Here is a 19,079-nt window from a genome sequence, read left to right as displayed (position 1 = left end):
AGAGAACGATGGAACAAGCATATTTAGATCTAGGAAGAAAAATATTAGCAGAAGGCAATGATAAAAGTGATCGTACAGGAACGGGAACACGCAGTGTCTTTGGTCATCAAATGCGTTTTGATCTGTCCCAAGGCTTTCCTTTGCTGACAACAAAAAGAGTTCCTTTTGGCTTGATCAAGAGCGAATTATTGTGGTTTCTAAAGGGAGATACCAATATCCGCTACCTGCTGGAACATAATAACCACATTTGGGATGAATGGGCGTTTGAACGCTATATTAAAAGTGATGCTTATACAGGTCCTGATATGACAGACTTTGGTCGCCGTTCATTAGTGGATGAAGCTTTCAATGAACAGTATCAACATGAGTTGAAACTATTTTGTGAAAAAATCTTAGCCGATGATGCTTTCGCTGAAACTTTCGGCGATTTGGGCCATGTATATGGGTATCAATGGCGGCATTGGGAAAAAAGTACCGGCGGGTTTATCGATCAAATCAAAGAAGTGATCGACATGATCAAAACGACGCCGGATTCTCGCCGTCTGATCGTCTCCGCATGGAATCCTGAAGATGTACCGACGATGGCGTTGCCACCTTGTCACACAATGTTTCAATTTTATGTTCATGAGGGTCGCTTAAGCTGTCAGCTGTATCAACGCAGTGCCGATGTCTTTTTAGGCGTTCCCTTCAATATTGCTAGTTATGCGCTATTAACGCACCTGATTGCTCATGAAACTGGATTAGAAGTCGGGGATTTTGTCCATACATTAGGCGATGCTCATCTATACAGCAATCATATGGAACAGATGAAGGAACAGTTGACTCGTTCGGTACGTCCTGCGCCAACCTTACAGTTAAATCCTGAAAAACAGTCGATTTTCGATTTTGAAATGGAAGATATTACCTTGGCAGGGTATGATCCGCATCCAACGATCAAAGCACCGATCGCAGTTTAAGTGGTTGTTTGGGTTTCATTTCATAAAGAAAGGAATGAGGCGTAATGGTAAATACCCACAAGCGAGGCTTTGCGGCGACCTTTCATCAGAGACATGCTGGATCGATTACTGTAGCGCTCATTGAGCAAGTCATCGATTTCTTGCATCAGCACTATGATGCAGTTTGGCTATCCGTATCCGAAGAAACAGTGCCAGAGCTAAAGGAAGCCATTCGATCAAATCAGCAGTGTACTGCCATTTTTATACCAGCAAAAGGAGCAGCGGATGCCCGCAGAAGGCTTGTTTTTGCTGCCCAGCACCACCTGCCAGCTTTGGATTCGCTGCATATTTGTGATTTTGATCGCGTGGTGACGTGGATGAAGACCTATCCCGAAGAACTAGTTGCTATAAGCAAAAAGCCTTTACCTGCGAATACGTATTGTATCCTTGGACGAACTGCAAGGGCATTTGCGAGTCATCCGCAAACGTGGCAAAGAACGGAGCGCTTGATCAACGAGATCGCTGCTGACTTCTTTCAAATAGAAGAAGTTGATATCGCAGCTGGTAGTGCTCTCTTTCCAATCTCCCTGATACCGACCTTGCTGAAAAACAACAACGCGCATTTAAACGATGGGGAATGGCCGCGAAATGTCCAAAGAAGCGGTGGCACAATTGTTTACCAAGCCTGTGATGGCTTGCGCTTTGAGGAGCGCAACAAAGATCCATTTGAGCATGAATCAGCTTTTCAGCTGATGCAGCGGCTGCAGGTTGCTGCTATTATTTCGGAGTCATTTTATACAGAAGGGATGTAATTTTTATGTTGATCGCACTTTGGGCACAAGATCAAAAAGGGTTGATCGGAGCGGATGGTACACTGCCGTGGCATTTGCCGAATGATTTGAAATTTTTTAAAGAGCAAACTATCAATAATACGATTATAATGGGGCGCAAAACCTTTGAAGGCATGGGAAAAAGATTACTGCCACAGCGTACGACGATCGTTTTGACGAGTGATCGGGATTATCAAGCCAACGGCGCCTTAGTGATGCATGACCGTGAGGAAATTTTGGCGTATGTGAAGCAGCAAGAGCATCCCGTTTTTTTAACTGGTGGAGCAGGTGTTTTTGAAGCGATGATTGACGATTGCGATCAATTGTACCGTACAGTGATCGCTGCGCAATTTAACGGAGATGTGTATTTCCCAGAGATTGATTGGATGCAATGGAAACTTGATCATGTGATCGATGGGATCGTCGATGAAAAGAACCATTATCCCCATCAATTTGAATTTTATCGTAGAAAATAAAAGAACAGGAAGCTTTCTGCAGCGAAAGTTTCCTGTTCTTTTTTTATAAGCAGTGCTTCATTTTTAGGTATACAACAAGACGGAAAAGTACATCAGTCCAGCACCTAACATAACGAATAAGTGCCAAACCACATGCATGAACCGAACGGATTTTAAACTATAGAATAGCGCACCTACAGTATAAGAAACACCACCGCTTGCTAGTAAAAATGTTCCCCAGTAGCCTAAATGTTCGATCAGAGGTTTAAAGGCAATAACACATAACCAGCCCATGATGATGTAGATCAGAGTGGAGATTTTTGAGACGGTCTCTTTTTTATGAAGAGTCAGTGACTTATAAACGATGCCGCTAATTGCTAGTAGCCAAATCAAGACAAAGAGTGACCAGCCAAGCCAGCCTTGGATACTAAGCAAGCAAAAAGGTGTATAACTTCCAGCGATCAGCAAGAAAATGGAGGCATGATCAAAGACTTGGAAGACCTTTTTTGCTTTGGTAAAAATCAAACTGTGAAATAAGGTAGAAAAGAGGAAGAGCAAAATCATCATCGACCCATAAATGGCATAGGAAACGATGTGGATAGGTGATCCTAGATTTGCCCCCTTGATTAAGAGGATGACCAGTCCTGCAATACTCAGTCCTAATCCGATCCCGTGGGTTACTGCATTTAATACTTCATTGACGATCAAATATCTGCGACTAAACTTCATGTGCTGCATTCGGCACCGTCCTTTCGAATCGAAATTAGATGAAAAAAAATTTTCTCTCTGTTATACTTAGTATAAATGGTCTGTGGTTATTTTACCACGAAAAAAGACTTGATTTAAAGAGAGAGTGAATATATGATGGCAAATCTTAAAATTGTGACAGATTCTTCCAGTACGATGGAACCAAGTGTCCGTGATGCTTTGGCTATCCATGTCGTGCCTTTATCTGTAATGATCGATGGTGTCGTTTATCCAGATGATGAAACGCTGCCGGGAGAAAAATTTATGCAAATGATGGCGCAAGCCAAAGAATTACCTAAAACTAGTCAGCCGCCGATTGGTCATTTTGTAGAACTGTATGACGAATTAGGCAAAGATGGCAGTGAAATACTATCGATCCATATGACCAAAGGTCTTAGTGGAACTGTGGAAGCGGCTCGTCAAGCCAGTCATTTATCAAAAGCGAAAGTCACCGTGATCGATAGCGACACGACAGACCAAGCGTTGGCTTTTCAAGTGATTCGGGCAGCAGAATTGGCTAAAGCCGGTAAGACACTAAAAGAAGTTTTACCAGAAGTGGATCTGGTGCGTGAGCATACGAAATTATTTATCGGCGTTTCAACGTTAGAAAACTTAGTAAAAGGTGGGCGCATCAGTCGTGCCAAAGGTCTTTTATCGAGCTTACTGAACATGAAAGTGATCATGGATTTTGATCATTCAGAACTGATTCCAGTCGTCAAAGGACGCGGCGTCAAGACGTTCAATAAATGGTTTGAGGAATTAAAAGCAGAATTGAAGAATATGCCAAAAGTGACGAAAATTGGTATTTCTCATGCAGAAGGGTTAGAAATCACGGAACGTTTCCAAAAAGAACTAGCAGAATTGTTTCCTGACTTGGAGATCCCATTGCTTCACACAACACCGATCATCGCCACTCATACAGGTAGAGGTGCGTTTGCGATCACTTACAGTACGGAATAAAAAAGGTGCTTCCTTTCAGCGATTCGTTTGACGACGAATCGCTTTTTGGTGTATGAAAAGCTGAAAGGAAGAAAAAGCAGAATGAAGCTGCGATTCTTTGTCTATTCAGAGAGTAGGGAGCTGTTTTCTTTCTTAAGTTTGAAGGATTGCGACTAGGAATTTTATGAGAATTTTGTTAAAATAGCAAAGATTACAAAGGAGTTTGAATACCTGTGAAATGGAAGAAATTAGTAACTTATTTGATCGTTGTGGGACTGATAGCCGTTGGAACGGGTGTACTGTTTCATTTAGCTGTTCCCAAAGCGCAACCACTGCTGACCCCTGTGGATAAGCTAGCAGCCAATGATTCGAAAAAATCCGCCATTGAATACCTCGCACTTGGGGATTCATTGACAGAGGGTGTTGGGGATGAAACAGCTCGGGGCGGCTTTGTGCCTATTTTGGCAGGAGATCTAGAGGACCGCTATGATCTGAGCAATTTAGTAACCAAAAATTATGGGGTCGCTGGTGAACGAAGCGACCAGATTTTAAAACGAGTCAAAAATGATGAAGACTTGCGCCAAGACCTTAGTCAAGCGGACCTGATTACTTTGACCGTCGGCGGAAATGACGTCTTAAAAGTGATCCAAAGCAATTTCTTCGGTCTGAGTATCGAGACGTTTACGGAACCGATGGCAGAATATAATGAACGCTTAAAAGATTTATTCGCTCAAATCCGTGAACTAAATAGCGATGCCCCAATCTACGTTTTGGGTATTTACAATCCATTTTATCTGAACTTTCCAGAGATCACCGACATGCAGACGATCATTGATAACTGGAATAAACAGACGGAAACGTTCGTCAATCAGCAAGAAAATGCCTTTTTTATTCCTATCAACGATTTGCTCTATAAAGGGTTGAGTGATGAGGTCGGTATTGCGGATACAGAAGAAGACGCAACTGAGGAAACAACACAAACAACCGATACTGGAAGTTTACCTGAGTCATCGGCGCCAAATGCTGATGAGACACAAAGCAGCACGTCGGCGACTACCGACTCATCGCAAGCTGTCGGGAATAATATCACCAACAATGTTTTGTATGAAGGCGACCGCTTCCATCCCAATAATCTTGGGTATCAACTGATGGCGAATGCCGTTCGCGATGAAGTGATCAAAACACAAAACTATTGGTTGCTAGAGGAGGAAGCAAAATGAAACCAAGCGAATCAAAGAAGCAGCCGGAAAAAACAGCTGCAAGCACTAAAAAATCGATCAACTACTGGAAAATTGCTTTTCTAGTTCTGGTCGGCATCCTTTTGGGGACAACGGTTTTCTTTGCTTCAAGAATTTTTCAGCAGCGAGAAACTGGCTTAAATGAAAGTGCTGAACTTGTTCAACGGGAGGGCAGTCCTGTTCTGACCGTTAACAGCAACAAAAGCCAAGTCAATCAATTGATTGATTTTTATCTATCTGATTTTCAAAAGGATCAAGAGGTAAAATATAATTTTGAGCTGAGAAACGAAGCACTCTTAACAGGCGAGTTTCAAGTATTAGGGTTTCCTATCACGTTTTATCTCTATTTTGATCCTTATGTGACAGAAGAAGGCAATGTCCAATTAAAAGCCAAAAGTTTATCGATTGGCACCTTGGATTTGCCCACCAGTGAAGTAATGAAAATGATCAAACGTAGTTTTAAATTTCCTGAATGGATCGATGTCAATGCTGATGAACAAATTATACTGATACGATTGGATCAATTCCGCATGCAAAACGGATTGTTCATCAAGGCAAACAAAATCAATCTTGTAGATGATGAAATTCAAATGAGCTTATATTTACCAGCTGAAACGGAGGATGAATAATGGAACGAGCAATTTTTGCAGGTGGGTGTTTCTGGTGTATGATCCAGCCCTTTGATGAACTCGAAGGGGTGCATTCGATTTTTTCTGGCTATACCGCAGGACATACCGAAAATCCAACCTATGAAGAAGTCAAAAGCCATCAAACAGGGCATACTGAAGCAGTAGAAATCATTTTCGACCCAGAAAAAATCAGTTATGAGGATCTCTTGACGATTTATTGGCAGCAAACAGATCCAACGGATGCTTTTGGCCAATTTGAAGATCGCGGCGACAATTATCGTCCAGTTATCTTCTATTTTAACGAAGAGCAGCGAAAAAAAGCCGAAGCCAGCAAAGCAGCACTTCAGGCTTCCGGTCGCTTTACCGATCCGATCGTGACTACGATCGAACCAGCGCAACCCTTTTATATTGCGGAAGAAGAACATCAAGAGTACTACAAAAAGAATCCTGAAAATTTTGCTCGCAATCATGCCCGTCGAGCAGCCTTTTTAGAAGATCATTGGGAGCAAGAACATGCGTAAAAGTTTTTATAGCTATTTAATGGCAGTCAAAGGTCCGAGTCATACAGATGAGGCTCAGATCTTTGCCACTCATGCGAGTCATGATATTCAGTTTCCAAAGCACAGTGATGATTATGATGAAGTCTCTTCTTATCTGGAACTAAACGTTGATTATTTGCCATCCATGGATATTTTTGATCGTATCTGGGCAGAGTATCTCGAAAATAACAAATAAAAACGTTCTTCGTTTTGCCTGCATAAATGCTCAGAACGAAGTTGTTTTTTCTCAGAGAGGTGTTGTGAATGAAAAATGTAACGACAAGCCGATATATCGTTTCTCTTGTCTGTGTCGCGATTTTGTCGGGAGGCGGTGTCTACTTATGGCAAACAGCCCAGCAAAATCAGCAGACGACACAGCCGGCGACAGAAACGACGACAGAAGCCAGCGGGATGGAGAAAATCCAGTCGTTGTATGACCAGATCCTTGCGAATTATTACCAAGAAGTCGATGAGGATGCATTGATTGAGGGTGCTCTTCAAGGGATGACCGATGCGCTTGACGATCCTTACACGACGTATCTGAACCAATCAGATGCGGATAACTTGGATCAGTCCCTCTCAGGAAGTTTTGAAGGGATCGGTGCTACTTTGTCGATCGTGGAAGACTATCCCGAGGTCGCACAAGCGCCAATCAAAAACACCCCTGCAGAAAAAAGTGGTCTGCGTATGAATGATCGAATCGTCAAAGTTGATGGGGAAGATACGCAAGGACAGGAATTGTCTGAAGTCGTGAGTAAGATTCGAGGGGAAAAAGGCACGCAGGTGACGTTAACGATTCAGCGTGGAGCAGATACCTTTGATGTGGAAATCACTCGGGACGTGATCCCAATCGAAACGGTCCATGGTGAACTGGTTGAAAATGATGATACGATCGGTCGAATTGATATTACCTCCTTTGCCGAAAACACAGCAGCTGAGTTGAAAGAAACGATCACCGAGTTGCGGGAAGACGGTGCGAAGTCGTTTGTTCTTGATCTAAGACAAAACCCTGGTGGATTGCTGGATCAAGTCCAGATCATGGCAAGTATGTTTTTAGAAAACGGCCAAACGATCGTGAAGTTTGCCAACAATCAAGGGGTTGTCAGTGAGACCAAAGCGAGCGAAGCATTGGATGAAGGATTCAAAGTCACAGAGCCAGTCGTTGTTTTAGTCGACGGTGGCAGTGCCTCCGCAGCTGAGATTTTTGCCGCAGCCTTGCAAGAATCAGCGGATATCCCAGTCGTTGGTACGGAAACCTTTGGTAAGGGGACCGTTCAAAATGTGAAGGATCTGGGGGATAATAGTGAATTAAAAATGACGGTCATGAAATGGCTGACACCGAATGAAAATTGGGTCAACGATCAAGGTGTGATGCCGGACTATGAAGAGGATTATCCAGAATATGCGTATTTCCCGCCATTACCTCGTGATAATGCCTTAAAAGCTGGACAATCGTCAACGGCTGTCAACAATCTGAATCAATTTCTTAAAGCGTTAGGGTATGCCACGAGCGGCGATACCTTCAATGACGAGACGACTGCAGCTGTGAAAGCCTTCCAAGAAGCCCATGACCTAAAGGCAACTGGTGAAGTCGATGCCGACACTGCCCAAGCAATTGAAAAAGAAGTAGCAGAAAAACTCAAAGCAGAGGACCCAGCGTACTTAAAAGCACTGTCCTTGCTTTCAGAAAAATAAGTAAGGAATAAATCGGAGAGGAGGTAGATTTGTGAATGCCAAGAAACAGTGGATCGATCGTTTTTGGCTAGTTGTGAAATATGCCTTGATCGCCTTTGCAACAGCCTTCTTGATTCGGGCATTTTTACTGATTCCGGTTCCTGTTGAAGGGAACTCCATGGAAGGAACGTTGCAACAAGGAGATATGGTAGTCATCGAAAAGATTTCACCGATCCAGCGTTTTGATGTCGTTGTTTTCCAGCTGCCAGATGGTTCGACCTATATCAAGCGGGTGATTGGCTTGCCGGGTGAGTCGGTGAAATATGTCAATGATCAGCTTTACATTGATGATGAACCGGTAGATGAAGATTTTCTAGTGAAAAACCGCAGCAACGATCATGAGTCTGCCTCTTATACCAATGATTTTGATTTGGAATCTTTATTGGGCGTTGAGAAATTAGGCAAAGACAGTTATTTTGTCATTGGTGATAATCGACGTGCCTCTAAAGATAGCCGCTCCTTTGGTCCTATATCAGGCGATGCGATTTTAGGCAATGCCCGCTTTGTTTATTATCCATTGACTCATATTCGGCTGATTTAGACTGAGAAAAATAGAATGTTCTTAATAAACATCCCCCCTTGGAATCATCTGTTGATTCCAAGGGGGGATTTTGTATAGCAATGATCCTTTTTCAAAAGGATGTGGTTTGTATCGAGAAAAGGGTGGACTTAGGCGCTATTGGCAGTTATTCTTTGTATTTTTTCATTAAAAGCAGCCAAGAGTTTCTGACATAGATTCGTTTCAAAATCACGGTAGCGGCAAAAATCAATGATCGCAGTGTTTTCCTCGGTTGTAAAAGGAGGTAAAAGCTGTGGGGAACTCAGAATATAAAAGTCAAAAGGTTCCTCTGTGGGCAGCGTGATCCGTTCTATTTCAACATAGGGCAATCGTTCACATATATTAAACACTTCCATTGAGACCAAGTAATTCGATACATAGACAAAAGCAACTTTAAGCTTATATTTCTGTTCCTTTTCGATGTAAATGGGGTAAAGCAAACACGCTTGATAAAAAGCAAGATCCGTATAACAGGCTTTTAACCACTCGTAGCCTTTGCGGTTTGCTATTTTACGCCAAAAGCTCTGAATCGTATTTGTCAAAATCGTATGTAATGGGTACTTATCTTTGATTACAGTTGTTTCGAAAAAATTTAAAAGAGGGACTTTTTGCTTGAATATGCAGAACTTCAGCAATGTAAGATATGTATTCATATAAAGAAACGATTGATGGTCGAAATCAAAATCACAGAGAAATTTTTGGCAGTGTGCTTCAAATTCAGCCATCAGTTCCTTTAACTCCGATTTTTCATGCTTGTAACAGTCTTGAATGATCGGAAGGCGCACGTCTGCCGCTGAAGTTAGCATCGGCCAGTAATAAAAAAGGAAAAACAAAGCATTGATCTCAAGAATATCTATCGCTGAATCAATGATTTCAAAAAACGCTGAAAAGAAATCAAGATTTTCACCACTGGGAATAAAGGACTGGTTCGTTAACTGATAAAGATTTGTCGCGTGGCCATTCTTGATACGAAATAGACAGATTTTGCAATGAAGCAAGGCTTCTTTTTTGCCAATCTCATACTTGCTTTTGTACTTCGTTCCTTCGTAAGTCACAAAAAGTTCTTCGATCTCTTGATCAAATGCCTTCGCCAAACTATCTCCTAAAGAAATGTGCCAGATAAAATTAAACAATAAGATGCGAATCACCATCTCCGAACCTGTAAGTGCCATAGCGGACTGATTTAACGTCACGTTGAATTCTTTCAAATGGTCTTGCAGCTTCTTTGTTTGCCGAAAGCAAGTCGAACGACTGATATAGTTTCTTTGGCAAAATGCCAGTAAATTTTCATCTTGATTGGTCAAGATGCTTAACAATAATTTGTAAGAAATACTTTCTTGCGCTAAAAATTGCTGATATTGGTTGTATTCAATCAAATTTTTAGGAAGATTCAGGGTGTTTTTATGTAATGAAAGATTTACTGGGGAGAGGTTTTGCAAGTCGAGTTGGATCGAGGAAAGTAAACTTTTCAATCGTGTTGTACTTAAGTGGGTCAGATTTTTCACGAACTCTAGGTTGTATTCACCCGGAGCAATTGATAATAGTTTTCCGTAGAGTCCGATTTTGTCTAACGCTCGGGTATCTAAGAGTATTTTTTCAATCAAATAATCACCTTCTTGTTTTATTAATAACGTATTTATATAACGGTGTAAAGACACGTCTCAAAACTTTTGCTTTTTTTTAGAAAAATTGGGACAAATTTTTCATAGAACTGTCTCATAAAGAACAAAAATAGAAATCGCAGGTGAAAAACGATAGTTTTTTTACATTATTAAATAACATATCGATAATGAATTAACTTTAAAATAACCAACTTTTTTTTCTTATGAATAACTACAGGTGTGCCAATTAGTTCTATTTTTCAGAAAATAAAAAAAAGAGGTGTCTTTTGCTTCTTTCTTGTATGATCAGCTTGTAATTTTTGATTCTTTGAAAGGAGGTCTTTTTATGTTTTTGACAAAGAGACACCACTGGTTCTCTTTCATTTTCTGTATGTTAGGGGGAATATTATTTTTCATTTATTCGAGTTTGCAAATAAATGGGACTGCAAGTGCACAAGAAGAACATACGATCACTATTGCTGAAACGAAGCAGATCAAACTGACTGGTCACCAAGAGGGCACTCAATTTTCTTTATGCTATCAGCTACCACAAAAAAACAAACAGCAGCGTCTCTGGGTACAACTATACGCGATCGATGAAACGAAGGAACAGTCGTTATTAAAAACAAGCAATGAAGAGATGACTCAAGTCAAGGATGATTCCGCACAGTCTTGGCTTACAACCCAAGATTTCTTGCAAACACCAACGGAACAAGAACTAATCTTTCAGCTGCCTGAAGAAACGAAAAAGCTAAAATTGATGATTCAGATCGAAGAATATGACAAGGAACGTGAAGAATCGTACAACCTACTGTCTTTGAATGAATCAGTTTTTGAAATCCCACTTGCCACAAATTCTGCTTCTTCAGAAACGTCAGAAGTCAATTCTGGCACTGGATCCTCTTCAGAAGCCGTGAGTGAGTCGACCTCGGAGCAAGCGTCGACTGAAAGTTCAAAAGAAGTTTCGAACGAAGAAACGAAGGAAGAGACAAACGAGACAGGAACGGCGACAAGTGCTTCTGAAGAGGAAACGCTCATTGAACCATTTAAACAAGAACGTCTTTATCAAAAAACGACCGTTTCACAGGCTTTTGCTTCGATTGAACCAGATTATACGACAGACCAAAGCGGGACGTATCCTGCGGCGAACTGGAAAACTGATGAAAACAGTAACGTCTTAAATCATCAGGGGAACAAGGATGCAGGCGAAACGTGGGACGGCATAACTACATGGAATGGCGATCCAGCAAATTTGACCCATTCATATATTGAATATGGTGGTGTAGGAGACGAAGCAGATTTCGCGCTACGAAAATTTGCCAAAGAGACGAATACCCCGGGACTATTTGATGTCTACCTAAATGTACGAGGGAATGTTCAACGTCAAATTGATCCCATCGATGTCGTGTTGGTAGTGGATTGGTCAGGCAGTATGAATGAGATGGGACGGATCGCAGAAGTGAAAAAAGGCGTGGATCGCTTTTTGAATCAAATTGAAGGAAGCGGCATTCAGGATAGTGTCTACATGGGCTATGTCGGTTATTCCAGTGATGGCAGCAATTATCAAAACAAAACCTGCCAATTAGGAAAATTTTCTGAAGTCAAAGAGACGATCCGATCGATGACGCCAGAAACAGCAGCTGGGGGAACCTTTACACAAAGGGGGCTACGCCAAGCAGGGGATATGCTATCGACGCAAAATGGACATAAGAAAGTCATCGTTTTGCTAACGGATGGCGTTCCTACTTACAGTTATCATGTGTCTAAAGTGCATACCCAGGCAGACGGCAGTTATTATGGAACCGCCTTTTCTCTTACTCAAGACCAGCCGATGAATACATCGTTTCTCTACAATGGCTATTTTGCGTTTGATCAACAGAACAATTATAAATGGATCAACAATACCTTTATCGCCACGATTGGTGAAGCGATGGCGTTAAAAGAACGTGGTATCGAGATTCATGGGTTGGGGATTCAACTGCAAGGAGATCAAACCGCTGGGTACACAAAGGCCGATGTCGAGAAAAAAATGAGACAGATGGTTTCTGCTGATGAAGACGGCCATCTTTATTATGAGTCAGCCAATGAAGCAGCGGATATTGCCGACTATCTCGAGAAAAAAGCCCTTCACATTGCGGCAACAGTCACCGATGGCGAGATTACTGACCCCATTTCGCAGCCATTTGTCTACGAAGAAAATAGTTTGTCCGTCAAAAGTGTCGGGTCTGCTGCTCTAACGGTGCAGCCTGACATTTCGATGTCTGACAATACAATCCATGCTTCAGGTCTTTATTTAGGCGAAGGGCAAGAACTGCAAATTCATTATCAAGTGCGGATTCAAACAGAAGCAGCGGATTTTAAACCAGATACTTGGTATCCAATGAATGGCGAAACGGTATTTTATCCGAATCATCAGTCCGATCAAAAGGCATTGTTTGGTGTGCCATCCGCCAAAGCACCTGGGAAGGAGGTGACGATCAAAAAGCACTGGGAAGAATACGATGGCGATACCTCCAGTCGTCCCGAAACGATCTATTTTGAAATAAGCAGGAGTCCTGTCAGCAATGAGAATAGCTGGCAAACAGGGTATCTCAAACTTACTGAGACCGATGCCCAAGATCAGACAACTTGGGAACGAAGCAAGGTTTACGCGCTTTCTGAAAAGGATGGGACGGAGTACGAAGAAACCCGTTTACTACCGCTGTATAACAATCAAGGAGAAACTTTTGATTATCAAGTCACAAATGAACGAGCAGTGGCAGGTTATGAAGCGACAAAAGTGGACGCTTATACATGGAAAAACACAAAGGCGTTTGTGCCCTTGGCATTAAACCTGATCAAAAAATCCGCTGTAGGAGAGGTGAAGCTGACAGGTGCCGTTTTTGAATTAACGGGGGCAGGGGAGACAGTGACCCTTGTGGATCAAGGGGATGGAACGTATGGGCTGCCAGCAGATATTGTGTTGCAAAAAGATCAGACCTATCGTTTGGAGGAAGTCACTGCACCGGCGGGACATCATTTATCTAAGCAGACAGAGTGGCTAATTCATATCGATGCGCAAGGGAATACGACGATCGATGGGCAACCCGTCACAGTGGACGATCATACGATTACGCTGGAGATCACCAATCCGTTTACAGAAATTCCAGTTGCTATTCGAAAATATACGGTACAAAAAGAGCAGCAAGTACTGTTAGCTGGGGCTGTCTTTTCTCTGCAACAAAAAACAGCAGCGGGGGACTATCAAGAAATTGCCTCAGAAACATCGAATGACGTGGGGATGGCTGAATTTACGATCCTTGAGCCGGGCGCTTATCGCATCTCAGAAACAGCTGGTCCGCTTGGATACGATACGATTGCTGGTGATTATGAGTTTGTCGTTGGTTCAGACGGAAAGATCCAGTATCAAGGGGAAAACGTCGCTGCAGATGCCAACTGTTGGACTCTTACCCATGGCAATCAGTTAAAACCTTTTGATTTGGTGGTCAATAAACAGGATGAACTGGGACAAGCGCTTGAGGGAGCCAAATTCCGCTTAAGCGGAAACGGTCAGACGATAGAATTACCAGAATCCCAAGAATCGCTAGCGGTATTTCATTTCCATGATCTAACACCAGGCAGCTATACCTTAGAAGAAATTGTTACGCCTACAGGCTATGCTGGTTTAACAGCACCTGTGAAAATTAGGATTGAAGAGGATGGCAGTGTCTTGATTGACGAAAAATTGCAGCCGAATCTTCTTGTTTCTGGAGAAAAGAACAATCAAATAGAATTGATCGTCACCAATCAAGTAAAAGTGTCTCTTCCTGAAACAGGAGGGAATTGGCATGGGTGGCTGGCGATTCTTTCAGCAGGTCTACTAGTCCTTTTAACAGGTAGCTATCTGTACGTTACGCGCAAAAATAAGCCTTCATTAAAGTAATTTGACCATTCGTGAAATAAACGAAAATATCAAACATATCAAACATAGAAGAGAGGAAAGAACAATGAAAAAGATTTTTAATCATACGAAAATGGTTTGTCTCCTATTTTTACTTCTGCCATTTGTCTTTTTTGGAACGAAAAATCAGCAAGTATCCGCAGAGAGCAATTTGGCACAGGTCCATCTGCATAAAAAGAAAATGGTCAATTTGCCAGATTCATTGATTCAAAATAGTGGGACTGAGATGGCAGAGTTTGATCAATACCAAGGCTTAGCCGATGTCACTTTTTCTGTCTATGATGTGACCACAGCATTTTATGAAAAACGATCTGCAGGGGCTTCCGTTGAGGAAGCGAAGCGTCAAGTCCAAACCTTGACGCCTGGTTCCCCTGTAGCTAGCGGGAAAACAGATGCAGCCGGTGATTTGGTTTTTGAATTGCCGAAAAAACAAGCCGATCGGGATGCAGTTTACACCATTGTAGAAGACCCTAAAGACGGTGTTACCATTGCTGAGAACATGGTGATCGCCTTTCCTGTTTACGAAATGATCCAACAAGCAGACGGGTCGTATGCTTACGGGGAAGAAGAATTAGACACGATTCATCTTTATCCTAAAAATACTGTCACAAATGAAGGAACGCTCCTTGTGAATAAACGAGGAACGGGGGAAAACGAACCACTGAATGATGCGGAATTTGTCATCTCAAAGCAAGAAGAAAACGCACAGACCAAGAAATATATTTTAAGTGCAGCCGATGGACTTTATACGTGGACGACTGACAAACATGCAGCGTACCGCTTTTTAACAGGTAAACAATATGCTGCTGGAGAAACGACCATCGATGTTGAAGAAAACCAAAAAGGACAGTTAAAAGTTGAGCAGTTAGAAGCAGGCACCTATCAATTAGAGGAAACGAAAGCCCCAAGTCAAGCCGCCTTGATCGAGCAAGAAACCATCAAGGATTTTTCGATCGCAGCAGGCAATGACGTCACGGTTGAGTTAACAGTCAAGAATGACACGACAAATGTTACCAAAACAACACCACAATTAGACGGCAAAGACGTGGAAATCGGCGAAAGAATCCAATATCACCTAACGGTTAATATCCCATTAGGTATCCAAGACAAAGTAGGAGCAGAAAACAAATACAAACATTTCCAATTGATCGATGCCCATGATCCAGCATTGACTTTTGAAAATACAGCAGAAGGAGAAACGGGTTATGCGTTGTATGATGGAGAAAAGAAAATCGACGCGACGAATTACCAAGTAACGGAAAAAGAGCATGGCTTTACGGTAACCATCAATCCAGAATTTGTACCGCAATTAACGCCGGGAAATCAATTGCGCTTTGTGTATTATATGTATTTAAATGAACAGGCTATGCCTCTCAATGGCTTTAAGAATGAAGCAAATGTAGAAACAGATTTCATGACGGATCAAACGCCGCCAAGCGTGGAAGTTTTGACAGGGGGCAAACGCTTCTTAAAAGTCGATGGGGCTGTGACCGCTACCGAAGCATTAGCAGATGCAGTTTTTGTTGTACGGGATCAAGACCGTGATGATGCCAACTACTTGAAAATCGAAGAGGGAACCAAACAGGTATCTTGGGTGCAAACAGCGGATCAAGCGACGAAATTTACCACAGGAACAGATGGATTGGTTGATATCATCGGGTTGAAATTTGGCACGTACTATTTGGAAGAAGTAAAAGCACCGAAAAATTACGTGCTGCTAACAAATCGCATCGCTTTTGAAGTCCATGAAACGTCTTATGGAACGAAAGAGCAATTGGGAGAGGCCGAAAAAGTTCCTAACCGCCGCAAAGGAACCTTACCAGCAACTGGTGGTGTCGGCACGTATCTAATGGGCGCAATCGGAGTGGTGATCGTTGGTTTAGCAGGGGGTTATTTTGTAAAACGGAAAGGATAAGTAAATGAGATGAAAAAGCACGATGAGTATCAGACGAAGAAATGGCGCAAAAGCACCAACTAGAAAAGTAACTTTATTGGATTTTCTGATGGGTGTTCTGCTGCTGCTAGGGGTTTTGATCATCAGTTATCCTTTTGTAAGTAATCAGCTCAACACGTTTTTGGATCAACAGTTGATCAGTTACTACCAAAGCCAAGCCAAAAAAATGAGTGAAATAGAAAAACAACAAAAAAGGAACCAGTTGGAACGAGCAAATCAAGAGCTGGCACAGCAACCCAGCAATCCTGGAATCAAAGAAACGCAAGATTTATCAGAAACAAGGGACTCAGAATCAGTTGATACACCTGATTACTATGAACGACATACGATCGGCGTCTTAAAGATCCCCGTGATTGGTGTCGCTCTCCCGATTTTTGATCAAACCACCGATACGTTGTTAAAAAGAGGCGCAACATTATTGGAGGGCGCCTCGTATCCAATAGGTGGTGAAGATACCCATGCGGTTCTTTGTGGGCACCGTGGGTTAACGAGTGCAACGCTCTTTACTGATCTGCCTAAGCTGCAGATCGGCGATGAGTTTTATATCGAAACGTATGATGATACATTGGCGTATCAAGTAGATCAGATAAAAACGGTCGACCCTGATGATACTCAGGCATTAAAAATTGTGAAAGGCAGCGATTACGTCACGCTGTTGACCTGTACCCCCTATATGGTCAATAGCCATCGTTTATTGGTACGGGGCAAAAGAATTCCTTATGTTGAAGAAAAAGAAACAGCCGCCGCCAAAAAAGCACAGCAACAAAAAGTAGGATTGATGCTAGGCGTGATCACTGTTCTTATCCTCATCTTGTTGATTAGTAACAGGATTCAGCGAAAAAAACGTCTTCATTCGAATACTTCCATTGATGAAAAGTAAGGATCGTTCGTTTTTCTCAATAAGTAGAAGAAAATGACTTTTTAACCTTAGTCAGAATGAAACATGTCGTGTGAAATATGGTACAATAACTAAGATAAAAGATAGCAAAAAAGCAGTCAGACTATTGTGAGTGTGTTAGGAAAAACCAAAATAAAGCGGTAAGGATGCTTCATTCAACCACTTCCCCAAAATTAAAAGTCAAGGAGCGTTGAAGCAAACGCGCTCGAAGCTTTTCCTATGCATCAGGTTGGAAAAAGAACCTTGATCCGCAAACAGTTCAGCTAGTTTGCTGCACTGATGGGTATTTCAGACTCAAAAAAGCAAGTAGCCTTCGTTCTTGTCACCTATAGACTACACGAATATAAAAACGACTGTCTTTTTTATCAATTCGAAGAAGTACCAAGGAGGAAAACGTTCAAATGACCATTCAATGGTTTCCAGGCCATATGGCGAAAGCCAGACGTGAAGTAAGTGAAAAATTAAAGTTCGTGGATATCGTTTTTGAACTCGTGGACGCACGCTTGCCGATTTCATCCCGCAATCCGATGTTAGATCAATTATTACAACAAAAACCACGATTGATCTTGATCAATAAAGCGGATCTCGCAGATCCCGTTCAAACCAAAAAATGGGAGCATTATTTCCAAGCACAAGGCTATCTAGCACTGGCAATCAACGCCCAAGACAATCAAGGGGTTAAAGCCATTGTTCCTACAGCAAAACAAGTCTTGAAGGAAAAAATTGCTCGCGACAAAGCGAGAGGCTTGAAGCCTCGTGCGATTCGAGCAATGGTGATCGGCATCCCGAATGTCGGAAAATCGACCTTGATGAACCGCTTAGTAGGGAAGAAAATCGCTCAGACGGGCAATAAACCCGGCGTGACGAAAGGACAGCAATGGCTGCGTTTTGGGACTGATCTAGAGCTTCTAGATACGCCTGGGATCTTATGGCCAAAATTTGAAGATCCTGAGATTGGGAAGAAGTTGGCATTGACCGGAGCGATCAAAGACCAGCTGATCCATTTGGATGATATCGCATTATATGGACTTGATTTTTTTGCCCGCTATTATCCTGAAAGAATCGCGCATCGTTATCAACTAAAAGCGGAAGAAGAGGCGTTGTTAGCGCCCGATCTGTTGATGAAAATCACGGAAAAACGTGGCTATAAAGACAATTACGATCGAGGAAGCGAACTCGTTGTCTTCGACATTCGGCAAGGGAAATTGGGCCGATATACACTAGATCGAGTGGAGGAAATGGAAAGCCAAGATGAAACAGCCGATTAAGACAATCAAAGAGCGATTATTTGATCCAGCTTTCAATGACCAAGCGTATTTACAGGCGCTGCAAGCAGATGAACGAGCGGGGGTCCAAAAGCTGCTGCAACAATACGAGAAACAGCGAGTGAAACACCAGCTATTGCAGGAAAAATACGAAGAAATGATGCGTTTTGAAAACGAAGCATTTCAGCAAGGCGCCCGTTTTATTGCTGGTTTAGATGAAGTGGGGCGCGGACCATTAGCAGGACCCGTTGTGTCAGCTGCGGTCATCTTGCCTAAGGAATGTCAGATTTTAGGTCTAAATGATTCCAAACAGCTTTCTGCCAAGAAAAGAGAAGAGCTGTTTATCGAAATTCAAAACAAAGCCGTTGCCGTCGGTATCGGTGTGGTCAGTCCAGAAGAGATCGATCGGATCAATATCTATCAAGCCAGCCGTCTAGCAATGAAAGAAGCCTTGATCGACTTAGCAGTCAAGCCCGAATATTTACTGATCGATGCGATGACGATCGATACGGAAATCCCTCAACAAAGCTTGATCAAAGGAGATGCCCGTTCCATTTCCATTGCCGCAGCAAGTATCATCGCCAAGGTATATCGAGACAACTTAATGAAAGATTTTCATGAAGTCTATCCTTTTTATGGGTTTGATCAAAATGCTGGGTATGGAACCAAAGTCCATTTAGAAGGGCTAGCTGCCCACGGAATCTGTCCTATTCATCGAAAAACATTTGCGCCAGTAAAACAATATCTATAAATTTCATCCATCCCTCTTTTTTTAGCGAATCTTATAAGTAAGATTACTAAGAAAAGAGGGCTTTG

17 protein-coding genes are annotated in these 19,079 nt (G+C 42.3%); 15 read left to right on the top strand and 2 right to left on the bottom strand.

All coding sequences use genetic code 11. The annotated features are described in order from the left end of the window. Positions 1–8: 8 nt before the first annotated feature. From ACTW1R_RS10665 to ACTW1R_RS10655, 3 genes are read left to right on the top strand one after another with little or no spacing between them, the layout of a single operon-like run. The gene (locus tag ACTW1R_RS10665) at positions 9–956 is read left to right on the top strand and encodes a thymidylate synthase (protein ID WP_010749378.1); all 948 of its coding nucleotides are present in this window, start codon (positions 9–11) and stop codon (positions 954–956) included. Between the two features lie 44 nt (positions 957–1,000). Next, positions 1,001–1,747, top strand: a complete 747-nt coding sequence (locus ACTW1R_RS10660) for a hypothetical protein (protein ID WP_128432213.1) — start codon at positions 1,001–1,003, stop codon at positions 1,745–1,747. A 5-nt stretch (positions 1,748–1,752) separates the two neighbouring features. Next, positions 1,753–2,241, top strand: a complete 489-nt coding sequence (locus ACTW1R_RS10655) for a dihydrofolate reductase (protein WP_325836669.1) — start codon at positions 1,753–1,755, stop codon at positions 2,239–2,241. Between the two features lie 63 nt (positions 2,242–2,304). Here ACTW1R_RS10655 and trhA read toward each other — a convergent pair whose 3' ends face one another. Beyond that, positions 2,305–2,958, bottom strand: a complete 654-nt coding sequence (gene trhA / locus ACTW1R_RS10650) for a PAQR family membrane homeostasis protein TrhA (protein WP_005229593.1) — start codon at positions 2,956–2,958, stop codon at positions 2,305–2,307. Between the two features lie 126 nt (positions 2,959–3,084). Here trhA and ACTW1R_RS10645 point away from each other — a divergent pair, with 126 nt between their 5' ends. The 7 genes from ACTW1R_RS10645 (at position 3,085) to lepB (ending at position 8,587) form a co-directional block, all read left to right on the top strand. Next, positions 3,085–3,927 carry a DegV family protein gene (locus tag ACTW1R_RS10645; protein ID WP_271814474.1) on the top strand — a complete coding sequence of 281 codons (843 nt, stop codon included), beginning with the start codon at positions 3,085–3,087 and terminating at the stop codon, positions 3,925–3,927. Positions 3,928–4,139: 212 nt separating this feature from the next. Further along, a complete protein-coding gene (locus ACTW1R_RS10640) occupies positions 4,140–5,126 on the top strand; it encodes an SGNH/GDSL hydrolase family protein (RefSeq protein WP_010749380.1) in 987 nt (328 codons plus the stop codon). Continuing rightward, positions 5,123–5,773, top strand: a complete 651-nt coding sequence (locus tag ACTW1R_RS10635; protein ID WP_016610785.1) for a YpmS family protein — start codon at positions 5,123–5,125, stop codon at positions 5,771–5,773. Before ACTW1R_RS10640 ends, ACTW1R_RS10635 begins: the two co-directional genes overlap by 4 nt. Beyond that, entirely contained in the window at positions 5,773–6,294 is a 522-nt protein-coding gene (gene msrA / locus ACTW1R_RS10630; RefSeq protein ID WP_118215438.1) for a peptide-methionine (S)-S-oxide reductase MsrA, read from the top strand. The genes ACTW1R_RS10635 and msrA overlap by 1 nt, the downstream gene beginning before the upstream one ends. Then, entirely contained in the window at positions 6,287–6,508 is a 222-nt protein-coding gene (locus tag ACTW1R_RS10625; protein WP_005229600.1) for a YozE family protein, read from the top strand. Before msrA ends, ACTW1R_RS10625 begins: the two co-directional genes overlap by 8 nt. 68 nt (positions 6,509–6,576) lie before the next feature. After that, complete coding sequence (locus ACTW1R_RS10620; RefSeq protein WP_087627710.1) at positions 6,577–8,007, top strand: S41 family peptidase; 1,431 nt, start codon at positions 6,577–6,579, stop codon at positions 8,005–8,007. 31 nt (positions 8,008–8,038) lie between these two features. After that, positions 8,039–8,587, top strand: coding sequence for a signal peptidase I (gene lepB, locus ACTW1R_RS10615; RefSeq protein ID WP_005229602.1), 549 nt, complete (start codon positions 8,039–8,041; stop codon positions 8,585–8,587). 128 nt (positions 8,588–8,715) lie between these two features. Here the strand turns inward: lepB and ACTW1R_RS10610 are convergent, their stop codons facing one another. After that, a complete protein-coding gene (locus ACTW1R_RS10610) occupies positions 8,716–10,209 on the bottom strand; it encodes a helix-turn-helix domain-containing protein (protein ID WP_034858385.1) in 1,494 nt (497 codons plus the stop codon). A 343-nt stretch (positions 10,210–10,552) separates the two neighbouring features. Between ACTW1R_RS10610 and ACTW1R_RS10605 the strand changes: the two genes are divergently transcribed. From ACTW1R_RS10605 to rnhB, 5 genes are all read left to right on the top strand, one after another. Further along, positions 10,553–14,128 (top strand): SpaA isopeptide-forming pilin-related protein, encoded by a 3,576-nt coding sequence (locus tag ACTW1R_RS10605; RefSeq protein WP_271814473.1) that lies wholly within the window; start codon positions 10,553–10,555, stop codon positions 14,126–14,128. A gap of 64 nt (positions 14,129–14,192) precedes the next feature. Beyond that, positions 14,193–16,061, top strand: coding sequence for a SpaH/EbpB family LPXTG-anchored major pilin (locus ACTW1R_RS10600; RefSeq protein ID WP_489927274.1), 1,869 nt, complete (start codon positions 14,193–14,195; stop codon positions 16,059–16,061). Positions 16,062–16,083: 22 nt separating this feature from the next. Continuing rightward, positions 16,084–16,980, top strand: a complete 897-nt coding sequence (locus tag ACTW1R_RS10595; RefSeq protein WP_271814471.1) for a class C sortase — start codon at positions 16,084–16,086, stop codon at positions 16,978–16,980. 419 nt (positions 16,981–17,399) lie between these two features. Further along, positions 17,400–18,266 (top strand): ribosome biogenesis GTPase YlqF, encoded by an 867-nt coding sequence (gene ylqF / locus ACTW1R_RS10590; RefSeq protein WP_270288101.1) that lies wholly within the window; start codon positions 17,400–17,402, stop codon positions 18,264–18,266. After that, complete coding sequence (gene rnhB, locus ACTW1R_RS10585) at positions 18,250–19,014, top strand: ribonuclease HII (RefSeq protein ID WP_005229617.1); 765 nt, start codon at positions 18,250–18,252, stop codon at positions 19,012–19,014. Before ylqF ends, rnhB begins: the two co-directional genes overlap by 17 nt. The last annotated feature ends 65 nt before the right edge of the window (positions 19,015–19,079 follow it).

The organism is Enterococcus sp. R12, from assembly GCF_058135755.1.
The sequence above is the reverse complement of the archived record's forward strand: the minus strand, read 5'-3'. Positions and strand labels throughout refer to the sequence as shown.